Origin of the sequence: Cognatiyoonia sp. IB215446, assembly GCF_033963825.1 — a bacterium.
Classification (GTDB): Bacteria; Pseudomonadota; Alphaproteobacteria; order Rhodobacterales; family Rhodobacteraceae; genus Yoonia.
The window spans coordinates 1127923-1149219 of record NZ_JAXBMD010000001.1; the positions used below are offsets into that span (position 1 = coordinate 1127923).

Consider the following 21297-nt stretch of genomic DNA (forward strand, 5'->3'; position numbering starts at 1 on the left):
TTCCTATCTTATTCAGCCGGGTTTCCGGCGGTCGTTTTGGGGCGCATCCGGCGGCGCAGGACATTGAGCAAGGGCAAGAGGAAGAAGATCACGCTTAACGCAATGAAGGTAGCGGAAAGCGGACGTTCGACAAATGCCATGATGTTGCCTTGCTCGGAGATGAGGGTCTGGCGGAAGCTACGCTCCATCAGCGGGCCAAGGACGAGGGCCAGGACCAGCGGGGCCATTGGGTAATCCGCTTTGCGGAGCAAGTAGCCCACAACGCCGAAGCCTACGATCAGCCAGACGTCGTGCAGCTTTTGGCTGGGGGCAAAGCCGCCGACGAGGCAGAGGATCAGCACGATGGCGCAAAGCACTGTGAACGGCATGCGTAGGGCCCAGACAAAGATCGGGATCAGCGCGAGGTTTACAAGCACCGCCGCGAGGTTTGCGGTGTAAAGGGATGAGATCAGGCCCCAGACAAAATCAGGCTGGTCGATGAAGAGCATCGGTCCGGGGACAAGGCCCCACATCACCATGCCGCCCAAGAGGAGGGCCGTTGTGGGCGATCCGGGGATGCCGAGTGTCAACATTGGCAACAATGAGCCTGTTGAGGCTGCATTGTTCGCAGTCTCAGGTGCAGCAACCCCTTCGATATTGCCTTTTCCGAATGTGGCGGAGGTTTTTGAGGTCAGTTTGGCCAAACCGTAAGCCATCAATGCCGCCGGGGTGGCACCCGCCGCAGGCAGCATCCCCACAAAGAACCCCATGAAGGACCCAAAGCTCATGGTTCGCCAGAGCTTGTTCATTTCTTTGAAGCCGTATTTCAGCTCTTTGAACGTGATTTTTGCGGGCGTCACGGATGGGGCGGATTTGGATGTTTCGATCGTGTAAAGAATTTCGCCTACACCATAGATCCCGATCGCGAGTACAAGGAAGCTGATACCGGCATAGAAGCCGGGCTGATCGAAGAAGATGAGCCGTGGTTGGCCAGAGATCAGATCAAGGCCGACGGTCGACAGGACCAGCCCAAGGCAAATCATAATTATCGTCTTCAAGACGTCATCGCCGCCAAGGCCGACAAAGGTCGTGAAGGCCAGCAGCACAAGGGCGAATTCTTCCGGCGGGCCAAAGGCGAGTGCGACATCGGCCAGTGGGGCCGCAAAAAGGGTGAAGAGGACGACGGAGATCGTACCGCCCACGAATGAAGCCGTTGCGGCGGCAATCAGCGCGAGGCCCGCCTTGCCCTGTTGCGCCATCGGTCGCCCGTCAAAGGTGGTGGCAACAGCGGTCGAAGCGCCGGGTATGCCGAGCAGGATCGAACTGATCGCCCCGCCATACATCGCGCCGTAATAAATCGCTGCGAGCAGGATGATCGCCGATGAGGGCGGCACGATGAAGGTCAGTGGCAGCACGATGGCCACGCCATTGACCGACCCAAGGCCCGGCATCGCCCCGATAAAAAGGCCCGCCGTGACGCCGAGGATCACGATCATCAGGTTCAATGGTGACAGGGAGGTGGCAAAGCCGTCGGCGAGATGTCCAAGGAGTTCCATGCGCGCCGCCCCTTAGAAGAAGTAAGCGTAAAGCGGCACGAAAAGCGGCTGGGTCAGCCCCTTCGGCAGCAGGATTTTCAGTGTCACCTCGAAAAACATGAACAGAAAGATCGGCGTGCCGATGGTCACGCAGAGCGTCAGAAGCCAACTGTGTTTGCCAAAGATCTTCAGGTACCAGAACAGGAAAAGCGGCAGCACGATGTAGGCGCCGAGCCATGACATGAGGGCAACCGTGACGGTCAGTGCGACAACCACGCTGACAACGGAGCCAAGTGTTTCGGTGTCGAAAAACGCGCCGGTATCGGGCATGGCGCCGCGGAAAGACCTGATCAGAATGCCTGCCGCACAGATGAACATGATGGCCGACAGCCAGAATGGAAACGCTCCGCCACCAGGACCGCCCGTCATCCCGTTCCAGCCGATGGGCAGCGCATAGGCATGCCACATAAAGTAAGCGGACAGGGCCATCAGGCCCACGGCGATCAGACGGTCAGCCAGCAGCATGAAATGTCTCGTTTCTTGGTAGTATTCTTGAAATGGGCATGGCGCGAGGGACGCCATGCCCGCTTGGGAGGGGAAGGATTAAGAGCCTTCACCCATCGTGTTCAGAAGGTCGGCATGCTTCTCGCGCTCTTCGAGGAAGTAGGCCTGCAGTTCTTCACCGGTCAGGAAATCAGCCATCAAAGCCTTCTCTGCAGTGTAGGTCTGCCACTCTTCGGAAGCGCTCAGGTTCTCGAACATCTCCGTGTAGTAGGCCACGGCCTCTGGAGCCATGCCCGCAGGTGCCACGAAGGATCGCTGCATCCAGTAAACCAGATCATGACCAAGCTCGCCCATGGTCGGTGTGTCGGGCAGCGCCGGGATACGCTCTGGTGTGAAGGCCGCAATTGGGCGCACCTGTCCAGCCTGGAAGAAGCCCAGAGCCTCGGATGGGTTATTTACAGAGGAGTCGATATGACCACCCACAAGGTTGCGGGCCACATCACCACCGCCTGAGAACGGTACATAGGTCACCGAGATGCCGAATTCGTTCTCAAGCATCGCTGTGACAAGGCTGTCTTCCTGGCCTGTTCCCGTGCCACCCATTTTCCAGGTGCCACCTGACGCCTGTACGGCTGCAACATAGTCGTCCAGCGTTTCGATGTCGCTATCGGCATTCACCCAAAGGACGAATGTATCAAGCGCCATGCGGGCGATGGGTGTGAATTCTTCGATATCAACGCCGATATCGTTGCGCAGAGGTGTTGTGTAATAGCTGTTCAGCGTTGCCATGATGAGGTGGTTCTCACCTTCGTTATCGGCAAGATAGCGCAGTGCTTCCGCACCAGAACCGCCGCCCTTATTCACGGGCAGAATAGGCATTGTCGACAGGTTTTCTTTTTGGATGATGGATTGGAACAGCCGTGCAAGCCTGTCAGCACCGCCACCTGTGCCTGCCATGATGACCATTTCGACAGGACGTTCAGGCGTCCACCCTTCGGCCGCGGCTGGCGCTGCAGACAGAAGGCCGAGTGATGCAGCAGCAGCAATGGCGAAACGACGGGTGATTGGATAAGTCATATTGTTACTCCCTTAGACTTCAGAGGCGAGTAGCAGAAATACGAATCAATCGGGGATAACGGGAAACAACGCCTCTACGATTTTGAAGCTAGGCCGCAGCAGCAAAACTTCACCAAAAATAGCGTTCGGATGTTAATTGTTGCGTCTACAATCAGAAGTATTGTAATGTTGTAAACATGACAAAAACGCTTGTTGGCCCGCAATTGCGACAATTGCGCCGTTCTTACAACCAAACACAAGCTGAAATGGCGCGCAACCTGAACGTGAGTGCGTCGTATGTGAATCTGCTTGAGAACAATCAGCGCAGTCTGTCAGTCAAGGTTCTGCTCGCGCTGACAGAATCATATGGGGTCGATTGGCGCGCCCTGGTGAACGATCATAGTGCGACGCAACTGGCCGATTTGCGCGCAGCGGTCCGGGACCCGGCCCTGTCAACTGACCGTCCGGATTTGCAGGAACTGCGTGCCGCACTTGATCATGCTCCGCGTCTTGTCGCGCAGTTTCTTGAGTTGCACCAAAACCATCGGGCTATGTTGGGAAATCTCCAGCATATGGATCAGCCCGGCGCACGATCCGATCTCTTGGCCACGTCGGCCGAGGCAGCCATCCACGACTTCTTCCGCCAGAACAGCAATCACTTCCCGGCGCTTGAGGCGGCGGCGGACGCGGCACGCGACGCGATTGGCGGGGCGCGTGACGATATATATGCCAATCTGAAGATGTATCTGCATGACCGTTATCACATCGATGTGGCCGTCAAATCGTATGATGAAATGCCAGATACATTGCGGGTCTTTGATCGCAAACGCGGTGTCGTCACCCTGTCGGAGATGTTGGACCCGATCAACCGCTGCTTTCAGTTGGCCCATATTGTGGCGCTGGTCAGCTGTGCCCATCTGCTCGATGATCTGGTGGCCACATTTGGCGCGGCGTCAGAAGCGGGGCGGGCGCGGTGCCGTGTGGAACTGGCCAATTACTTTGCCGCGGCGGTCCTGATGCCCTACGACCCGTTCCTCAAACAGGCGGCGGCATGTCGTTATGATGTGGATCGCATCGCCGCAACCTTTGGCGTGACGTTCGAGATGGCGTGCCAGCGCCTGACGACATTGCAACGACAGGGTGCGCAAGGCGTGCCTTTCTTCTTTTTGCGGATTGATGAGGCCGGCAACGTCACCAAACGGTTCAACGCAACACCCTTTACACTGGCCGAACAGGGCGGGTCTTGTCCGGTCTGGAACATTCACACAGCCTTTGCCGCACCCGGGACGATTGTGACCCAGTTTGTAGAGCTGCCTGATTCCGGCCAATTCTTTACCTTCAGTCGCACTACGGATCGTCCGCGCATGGATCGCAGGACGGCGCATCGTCGCCTCGTCGTCGCACTTGGCTGTGAGCGGGCGCATGTCAAACGTGTCGGCTATGCCGATCCGTTTGATCTGAGCGATGAGACGCAGATCGCCAAGATTGGAATTAACTGTCACATTTGCCCGCGCCAGGCTTGTGCACAGCGTGCGCATGAGCCCTTACATGTGCATTTGCCGGTCGATGCCAATCGACGCGGCTCGACCCGATATGAAAGCTGAGTTCTGCCGGCCCGCCCGTGCATCAATTGTTGCTGACTGACGAGTTCTGTGGCATGACGAGATCAAAGCTACTGAACGAAAGAGTTTAGATCGTGACCGACTACACCGCCCGCCGCACGATGATGGTTGATACGCAGGTGCGTCCCTCGGATGTCACGAAGTTTCCGATCATTGATGCGATGCTGTCGGTGCCACGCGAACCCTTTGTGCCGGACCGTTTGCGCGAGGCCGCATATATCGGGGAAAATCTGGATATCGGTGGCGACCGCGTGCTGTTGGAGCCGCGGACATTGGCAAAGATGCTTGACGCCTTGGATATCCAGCCAAACGAGGTCAGTCTCGATATTGCATGTGGGCTTGGGTATTCGACAGCGCTTCTGGCGCATCTTTGCGATTTCGTCGTTGCGGTCGAAGATGATGCAGGCCGGGCGGAAGAGGCGCAGGCGCTGTTATCCGAACACGGGGTTGATAATGCAGCCGTCATGCATGGCACCCTGTCAGAGGGTGCGGCAAAGTCTGGGCCCTATGACGTGATTATCATTCAGGGTGGTGTGGCCGAAGTACCCGCTGCTTTAGAAGATCAGTTACGTGAAGGCGGTCGGATCGCCTGTGTTTTTGCGGAAGGGACATTGGGTGTCGTCCGCATCGGTTACAAGATTGATGGTGTGGTCAACTGGCGCTTTAGCTTCAATGCAGGTGCGCCAGTCTTACCGGGTTTCGAAAAACAGGACGTATTCGCACTCTAGGTCATCCACTTTGTGCGTTGGTACGTTTCAATAACAACGATGTAGGTGAGAGCAGAACATGATGAAACGGACCGGACTTGCGGCGGCGGCCATTGTCGCATCGCTGCTATCAGCTTCGATGACCAAAGCCGAGACGCTCGCTGATACGCTGACGTCTGCTTACAACAATTCAGGCCTTTTAGAGCAAAATCAGGCACTGCTGCGTGCGGCAGATGAAGACGTGGCGCAAGCAGTTGCCGCCACGCTGCCAGTCGTGGATTGGTCGCTTCGGGCCAATCGTACGTGGAACAATGCTCAGCCATCGGGTGATTTCGCCGTCGTCAATTCCCGCACCTTGCAGTTTAACGCGGCTTTGACGCTTTACGACTTTGGCGTGAACGCGTTTGCAATCGAGTCCCAAAAGGAGATTGTGCTCAGCACCCGCCAGACCTTGCGCGGGATCGAGCAGGATGTGCTTCTGAATGCGGTGCAGGCTTATGTGAACGTTCTGCGGGATCGTGAGTTTGTGGAGCTTCGCCAGAACAATGTGCGTCTGATCACCCAGGAACTTCGTGCTGCACAAGACCGCTTTGACGTGGGCGAAGTCACGCGCACAGATGTCGCCTTGGCCGAGGCACGGCTCGCGTCCGCCCGCAGCCAATTGGCTAGCGCCGAAGGCACGCTGGCAATCTCGATTGAAGGCTTCCGTGTGGCTGTCGGCCGCGCGCCGGGCACTGTCTCTGCCGTGAGCCCGGCACCCGTATCGCGCAACCTGGCCGACGCGCGCGCTTTTGCGGTGCGCAACAATCCCAGCGTGCTCGAGGTTCAGCATAGCGTTGCCGCAGCCGAACTGGGTATCCGCCGTGCAGAGGCCGCTTTGGGGCCAAGCGTATCGCTCAACAGTTTTGTGTCCACGGATCTGGATTCCAATGAAACCGTGCAACTCGGTGTCAATGTCGGGCAGACGATCTATAGCGGCGGGGCGCTGACCAGTCAGATCCGACAGCTGAAGGCCAATCGCGACTCCGCCCGCGCCGGTCTGCACCTGACGGTTCTGAGCGTTGAACAGGCAGTGACGAATGCATTTGCATCACTTCAGGTGGCGCGGGCGGCAAGGCAGGCCTCGAACGAGCAAATTCGGGCGTCGCGCGTTGCCTTTCAGGGTGTGCGCGAAGAGGCGACATTGGGCGCGCGCACCACCTTGGATGTGTTGGATGCCGAACAGGAGCTTCTCGATGCCGAAACGAACCTCATTTCTGCGCAGGCGGATGAGGTGTTCGCATCATATCAGCTCCTGTCAGCCTTGGGCCTACTCACCGCAGATCACTTGAACCTTCCGATCCAGCAATACGATCCATCGGTCTACTACAATCTGGCCAAAGACTCGCCAGAGCTTCTGTCGCCGCAAGGCCAAGCGCTTGAACGTGTGCTTGAGGCGATTGGTCGCGAATAAGCAACGTTCCGTTCTGCAGCCACCTGTTGTTTGCGCCTTGCGTATGCGCTAGCGTTAACCAGGTGGGGTGCGGAAACGGTGATGTTTTTATGTCCGATAGTATACGCACAGATGAAATCGAGAAATTTCTCTCTTCAGTCCGTGGTTTTGTAAGCAGTCAACCAGCAGCGCCGCAGCGCCGCCGTGTGAAGTCAGAATTGCTGGTGCTGACACCGGCCAATCGCGTCGACGATGAGGCCGACAGCGACGCTATGGAGACAGCGGAAACCCCAATGGAATATAGCCGCATCGCGCAGGAGCCGGTGTCGAATGTCCACCATCTGGATGTCGGTAAGCAGCCGGAACGCGAAAACCTTGAGGCGACGATAGCCGAGCTTGAAGCTGCCGTAACGTCGCCCGAAGATGCTTGGGACGACGACGATGCCGAGGATTTCCCGGTTGAGGTTTGGGACGAGGAGATCACCGAAAGCGACGATTCCGATTCGTCTAAAGCGGTTGAAGAAGCGCCTGAGCCGGACGTTACCGGCGTGGCCGAACCTGATGCGTCAACAGCACCGCCCGAAGTTGAGCAAAAAGATGCTGACCCTACGTTAAGCCCGCCCGATATCGCCTCGCAAATCGCGCATGAGGTGGCCAAGGCCTTTGGCGTGCGCGAAGTGGCGCACAACATCATGAACGATATGGAAGACGACACCTTGCGCGTGATGGTGACGGAAATCATTCGTGATGAGTTGGCAGGCGAATTGGGCGAAAAGATCACCCGCAACGTGCGCAAGCTGGTCCGGCGTGAGATTAACCGCGCCTTTATGGCACGTGGGTTGGACTAAACTTCTCCCGCCAGAGCGAGCAACCCGTCTAAATCGAGATGCGTTTCCAGATGCTGTGCGAGTGCGTTGAGCGTCTCGTCCACACCAGCGGCATAATCATGTGCGGCAACGGGCTGGCCCAAGGCACTTAGAAAGCTCTGACGGAACCCATCGCTGCTGAAAAGCCCGTGCAGGTAACAGCCTTTGATCTGCCCGTTGCGTGTTGCTGCCCCTTCGGCGCGGCCATCAATCTCAAGCCAGGCATTCTCGCAATCGGGGCCGGTTGTTTCACCGATATGGATCTCATAGCCTTCCAGCGCCTCGCCGTTTGCGACGTGAACGGCCCGCGACCGGGCCAGCCGCTTCTGCGGCTTCATGATAGTGCTTATGTCGAGATGCCCAAGCCCCTGCACAATGCTCGGCACCCCTTCGATCCCCTCTCGGTCAGCGATCTCATGCCCCAGCATCTGATACCCGCCGCAAACGCCCAGCACATGCCCACCGCGACGGATATGCGCGGCCAGATCAACATCCCAGCCCTGCGCGCGGAAATGCGCAAGATCGGCGATTGTGGATTTGGAACCGGGGATCAGGATCAGATGGGCATCGCCGGGCAGGGGCCGCCCCTCGGAGATTATTTCGACCGAGACACCGGGCGTGGCCGAAAGCGGGTCAAGATCATCGAAATTCGCGATCCGGTTCAGACGCGGAACGGCGATTTTGAGCGTGCCACCCGTTCTGCTGGCGATGTCCATCACGTCTTCGGCCGGCAGTTTCCAGGCATCTGTGAACCAGGGCACGATCCCCAGGGGCGCCCAATCGGTCCGCTCCGCGATCATCGCCATTCCGTCATGAAATAGCGTCGTGTCACCGCGAAACTTGTTGATGGCAAAGCCCTTGATCCGCGCGCGGTCATTCTCTGGCAGGACCGCATGGGTGCCCACCATCTGCGCAATCACACCACCCCGGTCGATGTCGCCGATCAGCACGACAGGCACATCTGCGGCTTCGGCAAAGCCCATATTCGCGATGTCACCAGCACGTAGATTGACCTCTGCCGGGCTGCCCGCGCCTTCGATAATCACCAGATCGCGGCCCTTGCCGATCTTGCGAAAACTCTCAAGCACCGGCGGCAAGAGGGTCGATTTCTGCTTGCCGTAATCGCGTGCCTTCATCGTGGCAAAGCGTTGGCCCTGCACGATCACCTGAGCACCAATATCCGACTCCGGCTTCAACAGGACCGGGTTCATATCCACGCGCGGCTCTAGCCCACAGGCCAGCGCCTGCAGCGCCTGCGCGCGCCCGATCTCGCCCCCATCGGTGGTCACAGCGGCATTGTTGGACATGTTTTGCGGTTTGAAGGGTGCAACGGATAATCCACGCCTCACACATGCCCGCGCAATACCAGCCACCAGAATGGATTTGCCGACATTGGAACCGGCGCCTTGTATCATGATGGCCTTTGTCATCCGCTCTCCCTCAGCTAGTTTCATAGGCGCGCATCGAGCGTGAGGGAAGAGCATGAACACGCCAGCGCATCTGATTATTGGTCTCGCGGCCTTTGGCAAACCCAATGCCGCAAAGGTGACTGCCGCAGCGCTCGCAGGTGCGCTTTTGCCGGACCTGTCGCTTTACCTGCTGTCGAGCTGGCACCTTCTGGTGCTCGGCACATCTCCCGAAACGGTCTTTGGCCAGCTCTATTTCTCGGACGCCTGGCAAAGTGTCTTTCGCATCGACAATTCCATGGTGCTGTGGGGTATCGCGCTTGTGATGGGGCTGATCTGGCGGGCGCCGGTTGTCATCGCCCTTTGCGGAGCGGCCATGCTGCATCTGGGTCTGGATTTTCTGCTGCACAATGATGACGGCCGCGCCCATTTCTGGCCGATCAGTACGTGGATTTTTGAAAGCCCCGTCAGCTACTGGGACGGTGACCATTACGGCAACATCGTTGGTCCGCTTGAGGTTGTATTGTGCCTGTTCCTAGCACGTCTGCTTTGGCAGCGGTTCACGGGCTGGAAGATGCGCGTGCTGATCGTCGCACTTGCTGCCGCAGAGGCCGCACCCGTCCTCATCTTTTGGCTGATGTTTGGCGGGTCCGCATAAAAAAACGCGGCCCACCCAGAGCCGCGTTTTTTCACTTCGGTCAGACCGGAAGCCCTATGCTGCGCGCGCTTCCTGCTCGGCAGCATTCCGGCGCTCGCTCTCTTCGCGGGACAGGGCGACGGATGTCCGCACACCTTTCCCTACGAATTCCATCAATCCTTCGACAACCCGTTCGTTGGGGTCGATCCCGGCGCAAGACAGAACCTCGCGACCGTCGCGCGACCGTGCCCAGCGGGCGATCTGTTCGGGGCCGTTTCCGTATTTCTTGTCATCGGCGATGGCATCGTCGAGAGCAGCGAGTACGACGGCGGCAAACAGCTTGCGTGCACGGTTGCCCTGTTCGTTATTGAACGCTGTACCGTCGACAAAATCTCTCATTCTGTTTCCCTTTTTGCTCTTGTAGTTCTCGCGTGACCGCCTTTATGCAGTGTCCGAACCGATTCGGGGATTTTCTTTTTGCATAGCAGCCATGCATTCAGTGCATAGCGAGGGGTCCCTGGTGGCTATTGTGTGGCCTTGTCAGCACCGCACCGTCGCGATATAGGCCGGATTAACCAATTTTTCAACCACTTGCCACAATTTGGCCAGGATCGGACAATGCCCAAGATTAACGGTAACGAAATTCGCCCAGGAAATGTGCTGGAGCATGATGGTGGCCTGTGGGCGGCTGTGAAGGTCGACCACGTAAAGCCCGGCAAGGGCGGTGCATTTGCCCAGGTCGAACTGAAGAACCTGCGTGATGGCCGCAAGCTGAATGAACGGTTTCGGTCTGCGGACAAGGTTGAGCGTGTGCGCTTGGATCAGAAGGATCAGCAGTTCCTTTTTGAAGACGGCGACATGCTGACCTTCATGGATAGCGAGACATATGAACAGATCGCACTCCCCTCCGATATCCTCGGTGAGCGGCGCCCGTTCCTGCAGGACGGGATGGTCGTGCAGATCGAGTATTACGGTGAAGAGGCGCTGAATGTCAGCTTGCCCCAGAAGGTGACCTGCAAGGTGGTTGAGACCGAGCCGGTTGTCAAAGGTCAGACTGCCGCCAACAGCTTTAAGCCAGCGGTGCTGGATAATGGTGTGCGCGTTATGATCCCGCCATTCGTCGCGCAGGATGAGGACATCGTCGTCAACACCGAAACCTTCGAATACACGGAACGCGCTTAAGCGCCGCTCGCCTTAAAATTGCATCGCTGCAAGGCTATTTCAGCCGCGTCAGGGTCGCATCACCGGCCTGCATCGGTCCAGTCGCGCGGTCATAGCGCAGATAGGCCAGCCCCTTGTCTGCGGCCACGGTATGCAGCGTTCCCGCAGGCTTGCCGTTGAATGTGATCGCATCGCCGGGCTGGGCTGCGCCGTCGATACTGACCTGCGCGAGGCCCTTCTTCAGCTCTGTCTTGTGCTTCATCCGCGCCACGATTTCCTGACCGACAAAGCAGCCCTTCTTGAAGTCAACACCATTCAGCGCCTCGAACCCGGCCTCGAGCACGTAGGTGTCAGGCGTGAGTTCCGAACCAGTCTCGGGGATCATCAGATCAACGCGCAGCGCGTCCCAGTCGGTGTCATCGCTGATATTGCTGTCGCCATAGGCGCGCCAGCCAAGGTCGGGATGGCGCGGGTCGGGCAGGGCGCCTTCGGGCGCTGCCCCGCGGCCGCGTGAGACGATGATGTCGGTCTCGGCAATGTCCACATCCGCCCGCAACCGGTACATCATCAGCCGCTGCGCCAGCGGTGCCGCGTGGCTTTTGGCGACGTCGATCAGCAGGCGCTCTGCCTCGCCCAGCACAAAGAAATCAGCAATGAACTTGCCCTGCGGTGTCAGCAAGGCAGTGTAGATGATCCGGCTTTCGACCCCCGCGACATCGTTGGTGACAAGGCCTTGCAAAAACGAAACGCGATCCGCGCCGCTCAGCGCGATGACTGTCCTGTCATGCATTGGGGTCGTCCTCGTTTCGCTTGAATTGCATGTTGTAAAGATCGGCATAGATGCCGCCCCTTTCAAGAAGCGCATCATGCGTGCCCTGATCGACAACCCGACCCTGATCCATCACAACGATGGAATCCGCATTGCGCACGGTCGAGAGCCGGTGCGCGATTACAAGCGTTGTGCGCCCCTCGGACAGCCGTTCCAGCGCTTCTTGCACAATCGCCTCGGATTTCGTGTCAAGCGCACTGGTCGCCTCGTCCAGTAGCAGGATAGGCGTATTGCGCAAAAGCGCGCGGCCAATCGCTACCCGCTGCCGCTGGCCGCCCGACAGCTTTGAGCCGCGCGGTCCCGCCTGGCCGTCCAGACCATCTTCCAGCTTGCTGATGAAGTCGCTGATATGGGCCGCATCCAGTACTTTGGCCAGTTCTGCCTCGCCCACATCTGTGCGGTCCAGCAGGATATTGTCACGCACGGTTTCGTCAAATAGGGCGGAATCCTGTGAGACGACCGAAAAGAGGCTGCGTAAGTCCTGAAGGTTGATCGCGTTAACCGGCAGGTCGTTGATTTTCACCTCACCGCTTGAGGGTTCGACCAGCCGTGTGAGCACGTTGAACACCGTCGTCTTGCCCGCCCCGGACGCGCCCACAAGCGCCGTGGTCTTGCCTGCCTTGGCGGTAAAGCTCGCCCCGTGCAGAACGGGCAATTCGCCATAGCTTAGATGCACGTCATCGAACGTGATCTCGGGCGAGCCTTCGGGACGTGCCTTGGGCTCGGCGGGTGACAGGATTGTGGGCCTGAGATTGAGGACATATTGCAGCCGCTCAACACTCGCGGCCGCCATTTGCCATTGGCCGGACATCGCACCCAGACGTCGCAACGGATCGAAGGCGAGGCCCATCGCGGTGAAGAACTTCATAAACTCACCGCTGGTCTTTTCGCCGGCTATGATTTCGGACCCGCCATAGATCAGCACGCCAAGAAAGCCGATACCGGTCATGATATCGATCAGGCCTGGTACGGCCGATTGCCCGGCGGCGGTTTTCACATTCACCTCGATCGACTTTTTCAAAAGACCATCATAGCGCTTGGCCTGATACTCTTCGAGCGCGTTCAATTTGATCGGGTTGATGCCGTGAAAGACCTCGTCCAGCCGGGTCGAGATTTGACCGGCAATCTGCCGGGCGCTGCGCGACCGACGCCGGATATATGATTGCACCAGCAGGGAGGGCATGATCAGAAGTGGGACACCGACGATCGCCATCAGCGTCCAGCGCCAGTCAACCGAAATGGCCACGCTCATCAGCCCCACAAGCGCGATCAGGTCGCGCGAAAGTGCTGTAAGGATGCTGCCCCAGACCGAGTTGATGACATTCACGTCACCCTGTACCCGCTCAATAAGCTGTCCCGGCGGGTGGGTTTGATAAAATGAGCTGTCAAGCGACAGCATATGCCGCAAAAGGTGTCGCCGCATTGCGGCAGAGGCCAATTGCTTGATATAGGCCATCAGGATTTTTTGCGCGGATGAGGTCAGCGCGCGGATTATGAAGACCATCATCACGCCCAGACCGACCCAATAAAGCGCATTGGTGTCTCCGGCGGCGAAAACCTGATCGAACATTGGCTCAACAAGCCTGGCAAGCAATGCCAGCATAGAGCCTTCGACGGCCATCAACAGCATCGCCGCGACAAGCAACCATTTGTGTTCGCGCAGGTAGTCTTTCCACAGCCACCAAAACAGCGACGTGGCAGATTGCGACTGCTCTTTACCGGATTCAGGGACGGGCGGTGCCATGGAAAGCCTTTTGTCATCGCGTGCTATATGCGTCTAATCGCAAATCAGGTGGAGGAGCAAGCGAGGCCCGCTTGACGGGCCGCATGCGGGCGTTACTGTCCCTAAAAATTACAACGAAAGTCCCTCACTTCATGTCCCTTTCGAACGGCCGTGCCTATCTTGCCATTCCGGGCCCGTCAGTCATGCCTGATGCAGTGTTACAAGCCATGCATCGCGCCTCGCCCAATATCTATGAGGGCGAGTTACACGACCTGACCGACGGGTTGATACCAGACCTGAAAAAGGTCGCGATGACCGATCAGCATGTGGCCATCTATATCGGCAACGGGCATGCGGCGTGGGAAGCCGCCCTTGCCAATGTGCTGTCGCGCGGTGACACGGTGCTGGTGCTTGCCACGGGCCGTTTTTGCATCGGTTGGGGTGAGATGGCCGCCGGGATAGGTGCCAAGGTCGAGACCATTGATTACGGTCCGGCGGCACCCATCGATCTGGCCCAGGTGCAGGATTACCTCACCGCCGACAAGGACCACCGGATCAAGGCTGTGCTCGCGGTCCATGTGGACACCTCGACCAGCGTTAAGAACGACATTGCCGGCCTCCGTGCGGTTATGGATGCGGCGGGTCACCCCGCGCTTTTGATGGCCGATTGCATCGCGTCCCTCGGCTGTGACCGGTTTGAGATGGATGCCTGGGGTGTCGATGTCATGGTGTCGGGCTGCCAGAAGGGCCTGATGACGCCAGCCGGGATCAGCTTTGTCTGGTACAATGACAAGGCCGATGCGGCACGCGGCGATTGCGTGACCACCTATTGGGACTGGCGCCCGCGCACCAAGCCAGAGATGTATTTTCAATATTTCGACGGCACCGCCCCGACCCATCATCTTTATGGGCTGCGCAAGGCGCTCGACATCATCATGAATGAGGGGTTAGAGGCCGTTTTTGCCCGCCATGCAACCCTTGCCCAAACGATCTGGGCGGCGTTTGACAAATGGTCGTCTGACGGCCCGATGCATCTGAATATCGCTGATCCTGCCTGTCGGTCTCACGCCGTGACGGCAGTGGCCATCGGCTCACCGCTTGGCGACAAGCTGCGTTACTGGTGCGAGCATACATGCGGCTTGACCCTTGGCATCGGACTGGGGCGAGAGCCCGCGGACGCCTTTTTTCGCATCGGTCATATGGGGCACGTGAACGCCCATATGATCATGGGGGTTCTGGGCACGATTGATGCCGGTTTGAAGGCGCTTGAGATCCCGCATGGCAGCGGTGCATTGGAGGCGGCCACAAAAGTGATCGCGAAGGGCGGTTCTGCCCCCGTCGTTTGAGGACAGCGAACATCGCCGTCCGGTGAAATCAGGATTTCACATCGCTCGCAAAACGCGCGGCGTTCTCCTTGGCAAAGGCGCTAGCATCAGCGCTGGCATCCCAGAATTGCGGGTTCGCCTTGGGGATGGTCAGCGCCTTTTGCACCGCCGGGCGCGCGTCGATCCGGTCAAACCAGGCTTGAAGATTGGGCAGCCCCGCAACGCTGGCCCGCGCCCAAACATAGGCGCGCGCCCACGGATAGGTCATCATGTCTGCAATCGTGTACTCACCCGCGGCGAGCCAAGTGCGGTCCGCGAGATGCCCATCCAGCACCTCCAACAAGCGACGTGATTCATCCACATAACGCTTGATCGAGAACGGTTCCTCATGCCCGTTCGGTGCCGCAATATGCTGAAAATACATCGCCTGTCCCATCATGGGGCCCACATGGCCCACTTGGAAGAAGATCCATTGCATCACCTCTGACCGACCCAGCGGGTCCTTGGGCAGGAACTTCCCGTACTTTTCGGCCAGATGCCACAGGATCGCGCCGCTTTCAAAAATCGCACGGTCCTCATCACGGTCGACAATCGTCGGGATTTTCCCGTTCGGGTTCAGCCGCAGATAATCAGGGTCTTTCTGTTCCTGTTTGGAAAAGTTGATGGGCGTCAGGTCATAAGGCACGCCCGCCTCTTCGAGAAAGATCACAGGCTTGTAGCCGTTCATCGTGGCGGCGGTGTAAAGGTGGATGGCAGGTTGCGACATCTTCAACTCCAGTCAAAGGGCAGGTGAGGCGCCTTTCAAACTGCACGTGCATTGATGAAGATCAACTAGTATACTTTTTGTAACCTGACCCGCGGAAGGAGAGCACTGATGGATGCCCGCATTCGACAAGACCCGCAGGGCCGCAAGTCGGTCGACAATGCCTGCATGACCCCTTGTGCGATTGAGCGGGGGATGCGGATCATTGGCGGGAAATGGACGGGCTCCATCCTCTGGCACCTCAAGGACGGCCCGGTGCGTTTCAACGATCTGTCGCGCATGATCGGCGGGGCGAGCAAGAAGATGATCATCGAACGGTTGCGACAGCTTGAGGCGCAAGGTCTGGTCCATCGTGAAATCAGCGAGACCAAACCACTTTCCGTCCGCTATGAAATCACCGCATTCGGTCGCACCGCGCTTGGGTTTCTTGATGAGCTTCGCCGTTGGAGCGAGGGCCTGCCAAACCAGAAATACGCGCCTTGACGGCCTCGCTGCCAAGGCAACACCTCAGCCATTCTTGATACGGCCAATCCATTTCACAGCCAGATCAAAACCATAGGCCGCGATCACCACCCAGACATAACCCAGCGCAGCGGCAATCATCCAAAAGACCATGAACAGCAGCACGCCCAACGTGGTCAGGAACGCATCGGTGTAATCTTCGACCCGCTGAATGGGTTGGCGGTGCGACATGGGGCCTCCTTGGCTGTCCCGGCAACCCTAGCGGAGCGGTGCTGAAAATCACCCTAATTTTTCGTGTGCGCGGGACAATGCCCGTGGCAAGGCGCCCGCAAAGGCGGTCATCGCGCTTGGCTTGCCGCAGCTGACCCGGATGCAACGGTCCTGCGGGGCGACAAATGGCATGCGCGCGAAGATCCCCGCATCAATCAACTCTGCCAGAACAGCCTTGGCAAAGGCCCCGTCACGCCCGCAATCGATCGTGACAAAGTTCGTGGCCGATGGCAGTGCTGTCAACCCATTCGCCTCCACCGCTTGAACGATGGCCTGTTTGGCCACCGCGACCTCTGCGCCCACGTGGCTGAGCCAGAAATCGTCCTCCAAGGCCGCAATCGCGCCCGCAACGCTGATCCGCGACATCCCGAAATGGTTGCGCACCCGGTGAAAGCCCGCGATCACCTCTGCCGCCGCAATCCCGTAACCGACGCGCGCTCCCGCCATTCCATAAGCCTTTGAGAAAGTGCGCAGGCGAATGACATTGGGCGAGCTCAGGTCGAATGGCGGTGCAGTGCCAGCGGGCGCAAGCTCGATATAGGCCTCATCAATAATCAGCAGGCAGTCGGCAGGTATCGCTGCAACCATTTGGGTCATGACCGCGGCATTGTGCCAACTGCCCATCGGGTTATCGGGATTGGCGATATAGACGAGTTTCGCACCCGTCGCGATGGCCTTTTCGACAAGGGCGACCGGGTCTTCATGATCGTCCGTGTAAGGCACCGCGTGGACCTGCCCGCCGAAACCCGCGACATGGTAATTGAAGGTCGGATAAGCACCGGCAGAGGTCACAACCGCGTCGCCCGGCCCCACATAAAGCCGCACCAGCAGCCCCAACAGCCCGTCGATCCCCTCACCGATGATGATATTGTCCATCGGCACCTGATGATGGATAGCCAGCGCCTGGCGCAGATCATGGCTTTCCGGATCGCCATACATCCAGACCTCTTCCGCCGCCGCCATCTGCATCGCCTGAATGGCCTTGGGCGAGGGGCCGAACGGGCTTTCATTGGCCCCGACCCGGGCCAGAAACGGCTTGCCCCGCTGCCGCTCCTGACTTTCAGGCCCGACAAAGGGAACAGTGGCAGGCAGTGATTGAGCGAGCGGGGTGAGTTGAGGCTTGGTCATGGGCGGTAGATAAGCCGGGCGGGGAACCGGGTGCAAGCTGGCAGGGAAATGTCCCCTGCATGACCGCAATGCGCAGTCAGGGCAAAGGGCGCGCGATTTCGTCCATCTTGTTCGTCGAAAACGCCCGGTGAAACCCGTCTTTTACCTGTCGCCCGCCCAATTGATCCGGTCGCATGACATCAGCCATTCATCTTCTGGCTCGCCCAGAATAGCGACGCGTTCGGTCGCGACATGCTTGAACCCGCAGGCCGCGTAGCAGCGAATGGCACGGGTATTGAAGGACAGAACCCTCAGATCGACCCGGTCGAGGTGATACGTATCGAATGCTGCAGCGAGCGTGAGGCGGATAGCCCGCCGCCCGATACCCCCGCCTAAATACCGCGTCGCGAAAAGGCCAATCGCGAGGCTGGCCACCTTTTCATCATCCCGGAAGGTGTGCAGCCGGACCTCGCCAACAGGTTTGCCATCAGCAAGAATAACCCGCCCAAAACGGTGGTCTTGCAGCCACGCCAGCCACCCTTTGGACCGCGCCATGTTGGCCTGCGGAGGATGCGCGGGATCGCCGCCATACATCCGCACGATCTCTGGCTCCGGCGGATGCGCAAAGTGGATGGCCGCATCACCCGCCTCTGGCGGGCGAAGCGTGACGTCAGCCAATTTCCTGCAACCGCGCGATGGCGGCTTTGATCTGGGTTTCCTCGTTTTCACGCAAGGCAAGGTTTTCGCGCGCTTCCGCCACGACCTCATCCGGGGCGGAGGCGATAAATTTGGGGTTGTTCAGCCGTCCCCGCAACCCGCCGAGTTCCTTGCTCAGCTTTTGGAGTGTCTTTTCCAGACGCGTGATTTCTTCCTCGACGTCGATCAGGTCAGCCAGAGGGATGCCAAACGTGCCGCCCTCCATCGGTATGGTCACGCAGCCCTTGGGGAAGCCGTCAACATGCGTCAGGCTCGCGACTTTGGCCATACGTTTGATCATCGCTTGGTTGATATCCCAAGCAGATTGGCCATTTTCCGCCAGATCTTTCACAAGAAGGGGGATATCGTCGCCAGCAGGAACACGGCTTTGCGCGCGGGCGGAGCGAATCCCATCAATCAGATTGATGACCCAATTCATCTCGCGATCTGCCGCAGAATCGACCAGTTCTTTTCCGTAGGTCGGCCAATCCGCATGAACCAACATTTCTTTGCGGTTGTCTGCCATGCCCCATAACTCCTCGGTAATGAAGGGCATGATTGGGTGGAGAAGAATCAAGCACTGGTCAAGTACCCAGCGCAGAGCCAATTCCGTTTCAGCTTTGGCAGTGCCGTCATCGCTCTGAAGAATGGGCTTGGCGAATTCCAGATAGCGGTCACAGACTTTACCCCGAACGAAGGCGTAAAGCGCGTCGGCGGCGTCATTGAAACGGTAAGCCTCCAGCGCGTTATCGACCGCCTCTCTGACCTTCCCCGTTTCGCCAATGATCCACGCATTGATCGTTTCGCTGACCTTGGGGCGTTCAGGATCACCGGGGTAGGGCACTTTGTAGTGCTCGGCGAAGCTGACTGCACTCCAGAGCTTCGTGCCGAAATTGCGGTAGCCCTTGATCCGGTCTTCGCTGATTTTCAGAACGCCGCCGAGGGCTGCCATTGCGGCGTTGGACATGCGCAAGGCGTCGGCGCCGTAGGCGTCGACCATATCAAGGGGGTCGATGACGTTGCCGCGCGTTTTCGACATCTTCTCGCCCTTCGCGTCGCGGAGGAGTTGGTGGAGATAGACGGTGTGGAACGGCTCCTTGTGCAGAACCGCCTCGGACATCATCATCATGCGCGCGACCCAGAAGAACAGGATATCCTGTCCGGTGATCAGCACGTCACCGGGGAAGTATTTCATCGCCGGGTCGTCAGCGGGCCAACCGAGCGTGCCGAAGGGCCAGAGACCGGAGGAGAACCACGTGTCGAGAACGTCGGGGTCGCGGTAAAGCCAAACGTCAAAAACATCGACGTTTTGCGCAGCTTCTTTTGACGGTGCAGCACCTTCGTAGGCGTCTAGGTCGACGACGATGTCTAAGCCATCATAGTATTCCCGTGCACGTGCTTTCGCTTCATCGAATGTTGGGGCGCAGAATGGTATCCACTCATCGTCCGAAAACTCTTGGATTGGTTCGCCAACCTTGATCTCTACGCCACTTTTGAATGGCCAATCGGCCGTCTTGAATTTCCGGCAGTCGTCTTCTGTGGCAGGTCTGGTTTGCGCTTTTGGCCCATACCAAACCGGGATCTGGTGCCCCCACCAGAGTTGGCGCGAGATGCACCAGGGTTCGATATTTTCCAGCCAGTGGTAAAAGACCTTTTCGCCGCTCTCGGGCATGATTTTGACGCGCCCTTCGCGAACGCTTTCCAACGCGGGGCCGACGATTTTGGCGCTGTCGACGAACCATTGGTCGGTTAGCATCGGCTCGATCACGACCTTGGAGCGGTCGCCGAAGGGCTGCATGATCTTCTTGGATTCAACGAAAGGAATTGTCTCAGTGATTTCCTCGCCTTCGACCTCCTTGGTCACGTTGGTCATCACCGCGTTGCCCTCGGCCGTGATGTCGGCGACGACGCGTTTGCGCGCCTCGAACCGGTCGAGGCCGCGATACTCATCGGGCACAAGGTTCATGGCGGCGATCATGTTCTCGTCGAAATCCTGTTCGCCATTCGCGATGCGCTGGGCCACTGCGGCCTCTTCCGCGTAAGGTTTCCCATCCGCCCGCATGGCGCCTTTCGTGTCCATCAGGTTGTACATCGGGATATTGCCGCGCTTGGCGACTTCGTAGTCGTTGAAGTCATGCGCGCCGGTGATCTTGACCGCACCGGAGCCGAAATCGGGGTCCGGATAGAGGTCAGTGATGATCGGGATCAGGCGGCGGTGTTCTTTGGGCCCCACCGGGATTTCGCAGAGCTTGCCGACGATCGGGGCGTAGCGTTCGTCCTTCGGGTTTACCGCAACGGCACCGTCGCCCAGCATCGTCTCAGGCCGCGTCGTGGCGATGGAGATATAGTCGCGGGTTTCGCGGAGCGTGACGTTCCCGTCCTCGTCCTTCTCCACATATTCATAAGTTTCGCCACCCGCGAGCGGGTATTTGAAGTGCCACATGTGGCCGTCAACCTCGATATTCTCAACTTCGAGGTCGGAAATCGCGGTTTCAAAATGCGGGTCCCAGTTGACGAGGTATTTGCCGCGATAGATCAGGCCCTTGTTGTACATCTCGACAAAGACCTTGAGCGCCGCGTCGTGGAAATTGCCGGGCTTCTCGGTCGCTGGCGCGCTCTCGGCGCCGGACATGGTGAAGGCGGAGCGCTCCCAATCCATCGAGTCGCCCAGGCGGCGGGCCTGTTTTTCGATCACGCCGCCATTGTCGGCTTTCCACTCCCAGACCTTGGCGAGGAATTCGTCACGCGGCATCTCTGACCGCTTCCGGTTCTCGCCCTTTGCGGCCATGTCCTTTTCAACCATCAACTGGGTCGCGATGCCTGCATGGTCCAGCCCCGGCTGCCAGAGCGTGTCATAGCCCTGCATCCGCTTCCAGCGGGTCAGGATATCCATCAGCGTGTGGTTAAAGGCATGGCCCACATGCAAGTGACCCGTTACGTTGGGGGGCGGGAGTTGGATGCAGAACGTCTCGTCCCGTGACGCATTGGCGCCCGCTTTGAACGCGCCGGAGTCTTCCCACATCTTGTAGATGCGCGGCTCAGCCTCGGCGGCATTGAATGTCTTTTCCATCGGCATGATCGGATGTCCCATTTCGGTTTGGGCTCAGATAGCCGAGGGGGGCGGGAAGGAAAAGGGTTTGCGGAGCGGGCCACAAAAAACGGCCTGTCGCCGGGAAAAGAAACGACAGGCCGCATGCGCGTGAGTAAATGACTTTGG

General features: G+C 58.5%; 20 protein-coding genes. 8 read left to right on the forward strand and 12 right to left on the reverse strand.

Going from position 1 to position 21297, the window contains the following annotated elements:
- Positions 1 to 8: 8 nt before the first annotated feature.
- The 3 genes from SLH49_RS05665 to SLH49_RS05675 all read right to left on the reverse strand — a co-directional run bounded on the left by SLH49_RS05665 (position 9) and on the right by SLH49_RS05675 (position 3095).
- Positions 9 to 1535 (reverse strand): tripartite tricarboxylate transporter permease, encoded by a 1527-nt coding sequence (locus SLH49_RS05665; protein WP_320268173.1) that lies wholly within the window; start codon positions 1533 to 1535, stop codon positions 9 to 11.
- Between the two features lie 12 nt (positions 1536 to 1547).
- Positions 1548 to 2039: a tripartite tricarboxylate transporter TctB family protein gene (locus SLH49_RS05670; protein WP_320268174.1), complete on the reverse strand. Its 492-nt coding sequence runs from the start codon at positions 2037 to 2039 to the stop codon at positions 1548 to 1550.
- Positions 2040 to 2117: 78 nt separating this feature from the next.
- Positions 2118 to 3095, reverse strand: a complete 978-nt coding sequence (locus tag SLH49_RS05675) for a tripartite tricarboxylate transporter substrate binding protein (RefSeq protein ID WP_320268175.1) — start codon at positions 3093 to 3095, stop codon at positions 2118 to 2120.
- A 176-nt stretch (positions 3096 to 3271) separates the two neighbouring features.
- Here SLH49_RS05675 and SLH49_RS05680 point away from each other — a divergent pair, with 176 nt between their 5' ends.
- The 4 genes from SLH49_RS05680 (at position 3272) to SLH49_RS05695 (ending at position 7683) form a co-directional block, all read left to right on the forward strand.
- On the forward strand, positions 3272 to 4678 hold the full coding sequence (locus SLH49_RS05680; protein WP_320268176.1) for a helix-turn-helix domain-containing protein: 1407 nt from the start codon (positions 3272 to 3274) through the stop codon (positions 4676 to 4678).
- A gap of 92 nt (positions 4679 to 4770) precedes the next feature.
- A complete protein-coding gene (locus SLH49_RS05685; RefSeq protein ID WP_320268177.1) occupies positions 4771 to 5424 on the forward strand; it encodes a protein-L-isoaspartate O-methyltransferase in 654 nt (217 codons plus the stop codon).
- A 58-nt stretch (positions 5425 to 5482) separates the two neighbouring features.
- Positions 5483 to 6856: a TolC family outer membrane protein gene (locus SLH49_RS05690; protein ID WP_320268178.1), complete on the forward strand. Its 1374-nt coding sequence runs from the start codon at positions 5483 to 5485 to the stop codon at positions 6854 to 6856.
- Between the two features lie 89 nt (positions 6857 to 6945).
- Positions 6946 to 7683 (forward strand): hypothetical protein, encoded by a 738-nt coding sequence (locus tag SLH49_RS05695; RefSeq protein ID WP_320268179.1) that lies wholly within the window; start codon positions 6946 to 6948, stop codon positions 7681 to 7683.
- Here the strand turns inward: SLH49_RS05695 and SLH49_RS05700 are convergent.
- Complete coding sequence (locus tag SLH49_RS05700) at positions 7680 to 9131, reverse strand: cobyric acid synthase (protein ID WP_320268180.1); 1452 nt, start codon at positions 9129 to 9131, stop codon at positions 7680 to 7682. The genes SLH49_RS05695 and SLH49_RS05700 overlap by 4 nt on opposite strands.
- A gap of 52 nt (positions 9132 to 9183) precedes the next feature.
- On the opposite strand from SLH49_RS05700, the gene SLH49_RS05705 reads away from it, so the two are divergent.
- Positions 9184 to 9765 (forward strand): cobalamin biosynthesis protein CobQ, encoded by a 582-nt coding sequence (locus tag SLH49_RS05705; RefSeq protein WP_320268181.1) that lies wholly within the window; start codon positions 9184 to 9186, stop codon positions 9763 to 9765.
- Positions 9766 to 9819: 54 nt separating this feature from the next.
- Here the strand turns inward: SLH49_RS05705 and SLH49_RS05710 are convergent, their stop codons facing one another.
- Positions 9820 to 10143, reverse strand: coding sequence for a DUF6280 family protein (locus SLH49_RS05710; protein ID WP_045998630.1), 324 nt, complete (start codon positions 10141 to 10143; stop codon positions 9820 to 9822).
- A gap of 219 nt (positions 10144 to 10362) precedes the next feature.
- Here SLH49_RS05710 and efp point away from each other — a divergent pair, with 219 nt between their 5' ends.
- Positions 10363 to 10926 (forward strand): elongation factor P, encoded by a 564-nt coding sequence (efp, locus tag SLH49_RS05715; protein WP_320240665.1) that lies wholly within the window; start codon positions 10363 to 10365, stop codon positions 10924 to 10926.
- Positions 10927 to 10960: 34 nt separating this feature from the next.
- On the opposite strand, the gene SLH49_RS05720 is transcribed toward efp, so the two are convergent.
- Both SLH49_RS05720 and SLH49_RS05725 read right to left on the reverse strand, forming a co-directional pair.
- On the reverse strand, positions 10961 to 11695 hold the full coding sequence (locus SLH49_RS05720) for a folate-binding protein (RefSeq protein WP_320268182.1): 735 nt from the start codon (positions 11693 to 11695) through the stop codon (positions 10961 to 10963).
- Positions 11688 to 13478 carry an ABC transporter ATP-binding protein gene (locus SLH49_RS05725; RefSeq protein ID WP_320268183.1) on the reverse strand — a complete coding sequence of 597 codons (1791 nt, stop codon included), beginning with the start codon at positions 13476 to 13478 and terminating at the stop codon, positions 11688 to 11690. The genes SLH49_RS05720 and SLH49_RS05725 overlap by 8 nt, the downstream gene beginning before the upstream one ends.
- A 131-nt stretch (positions 13479 to 13609) precedes the next feature.
- Here SLH49_RS05725 and SLH49_RS05730 point away from each other — a divergent pair, with 131 nt between their 5' ends.
- A complete protein-coding gene (locus tag SLH49_RS05730) occupies positions 13610 to 14803 on the forward strand; it encodes a pyridoxal-phosphate-dependent aminotransferase family protein (protein WP_320268184.1) in 1194 nt (397 codons plus the stop codon).
- A gap of 28 nt (positions 14804 to 14831) precedes the next feature.
- On the opposite strand, the gene SLH49_RS05735 is transcribed toward SLH49_RS05730, so the two are convergent.
- On the reverse strand, positions 14832 to 15548 hold the full coding sequence (locus SLH49_RS05735) for a glutathione S-transferase family protein (protein ID WP_320268185.1): 717 nt from the start codon (positions 15546 to 15548) through the stop codon (positions 14832 to 14834).
- Positions 15549 to 15656: 108 nt separating this feature from the next.
- Here SLH49_RS05735 and SLH49_RS05740 point away from each other — a divergent pair, with 108 nt between their 5' ends.
- A complete protein-coding gene (locus SLH49_RS05740) occupies positions 15657 to 16028 on the forward strand; it encodes a helix-turn-helix domain-containing protein (protein ID WP_320268186.1) in 372 nt (123 codons plus the stop codon).
- Positions 16029 to 16052: 24 nt separating this feature from the next.
- Here SLH49_RS05740 and SLH49_RS05745 read toward each other — a convergent pair whose 3' ends face one another.
- The 4 genes from SLH49_RS05745 to SLH49_RS05760 form a co-directional block, all read right to left on the reverse strand.
- The gene (locus tag SLH49_RS05745; RefSeq protein ID WP_320268187.1) at positions 16053 to 16238 is read right to left on the reverse strand and encodes a hypothetical protein; all 186 of its coding nucleotides are present in this window, start codon (positions 16236 to 16238) and stop codon (positions 16053 to 16055) included.
- 48 nt (positions 16239 to 16286) lie between these two features.
- Positions 16287 to 17405, reverse strand: coding sequence for a pyridoxal phosphate-dependent aminotransferase (locus SLH49_RS05750; protein WP_320268188.1), 1119 nt, complete (start codon positions 17403 to 17405; stop codon positions 16287 to 16289).
- Positions 17406 to 17546: 141 nt separating this feature from the next.
- Positions 17547 to 18062 (reverse strand): GNAT family protein, encoded by a 516-nt coding sequence (locus SLH49_RS05755; protein WP_320268189.1) that lies wholly within the window; start codon positions 18060 to 18062, stop codon positions 17547 to 17549.
- The gene (locus SLH49_RS05760) at positions 18055 to 21156 is read right to left on the reverse strand and encodes a valine--tRNA ligase (protein ID WP_320268190.1); all 3102 of its coding nucleotides are present in this window, start codon (positions 21154 to 21156) and stop codon (positions 18055 to 18057) included. The genes SLH49_RS05755 and SLH49_RS05760 overlap by 8 nt, the downstream gene beginning before the upstream one ends.
- Between the last annotated feature and the right edge of the window lie 141 nt (positions 21157 to 21297).

Coding starts and splice junctions, on each gene's coding strand:
- SLH49_RS05700 (WP_320268180.1), bottom strand. CDS start 9,131: ATGACAAAGGCCATCATGATACAAGGCGCCGGTTCCAATGTCGGCAAA.
- efp (WP_320240665.1), top strand. CDS start 10,363: ATGCCCAAGATTAACGGTAACGAAATTCGCCCAGGAAATGTGCTGGAG.
- SLH49_RS05710 (WP_045998630.1), bottom strand. CDS start 10,143: ATGAGAGATTTTGTCGACGGTACAGCGTTCAATAACGAACAGGGCAAC.
- SLH49_RS05720 (WP_320268182.1), bottom strand. CDS start 11,695: ATGCATGACAGGACAGTCATCGCGCTGAGCGGCGCGGATCGCGTTTCG.
- SLH49_RS05740 (WP_320268186.1), top strand. CDS start 15,657: ATGGATGCCCGCATTCGACAAGACCCGCAGGGCCGCAAGTCGGTCGAC.
- SLH49_RS05680 (WP_320268176.1), top strand. CDS start 3,272: ATGACAAAAACGCTTGTTGGCCCGCAATTGCGACAATTGCGCCGTTCT.
- SLH49_RS05760 (WP_320268190.1), bottom strand. CDS start 21,156: ATGCCGATGGAAAAGACATTCAATGCCGCCGAGGCTGAGCCGCGCATC.
- SLH49_RS05675 (WP_320268175.1), bottom strand. CDS start 3,095: ATGACTTATCCAATCACCCGTCGTTTCGCCATTGCTGCTGCTGCATCA.
- SLH49_RS05725 (WP_320268183.1), bottom strand. CDS start 13,478: ATGGCACCGCCCGTCCCTGAATCCGGTAAAGAGCAGTCGCAATCTGCC.
- SLH49_RS05665 (WP_320268173.1), bottom strand. CDS start 1,535: ATGGAACTCCTTGGACATCTCGCCGACGGCTTTGCCACCTCCCTGTCA.
- SLH49_RS05705 (WP_320268181.1), top strand. CDS start 9,184: ATGAACACGCCAGCGCATCTGATTATTGGTCTCGCGGCCTTTGGCAAA.
- SLH49_RS05735 (WP_320268185.1), bottom strand. CDS start 15,548: ATGTCGCAACCTGCCATCCACCTTTACACCGCCGCCACGATGAACGGC.
- SLH49_RS05745 (WP_320268187.1), bottom strand. CDS start 16,238: ATGTCGCACCGCCAACCCATTCAGCGGGTCGAAGATTACACCGATGCG.
- SLH49_RS05690 (WP_320268178.1), top strand. CDS start 5,483: ATGATGAAACGGACCGGACTTGCGGCGGCGGCCATTGTCGCATCGCTG.
- SLH49_RS05730 (WP_320268184.1), top strand. CDS start 13,610: ATGTCCCTTTCGAACGGCCGTGCCTATCTTGCCATTCCGGGCCCGTCA.
- SLH49_RS05670 (WP_320268174.1), bottom strand. CDS start 2,039: ATGCTGCTGGCTGACCGTCTGATCGCCGTGGGCCTGATGGCCCTGTCC.
- SLH49_RS05750 (WP_320268188.1), bottom strand. CDS start 17,405: ATGACCAAGCCTCAACTCACCCCGCTCGCTCAATCACTGCCTGCCACT.
- SLH49_RS05695 (WP_320268179.1), top strand. CDS start 6,946: ATGTCCGATAGTATACGCACAGATGAAATCGAGAAATTTCTCTCTTCA.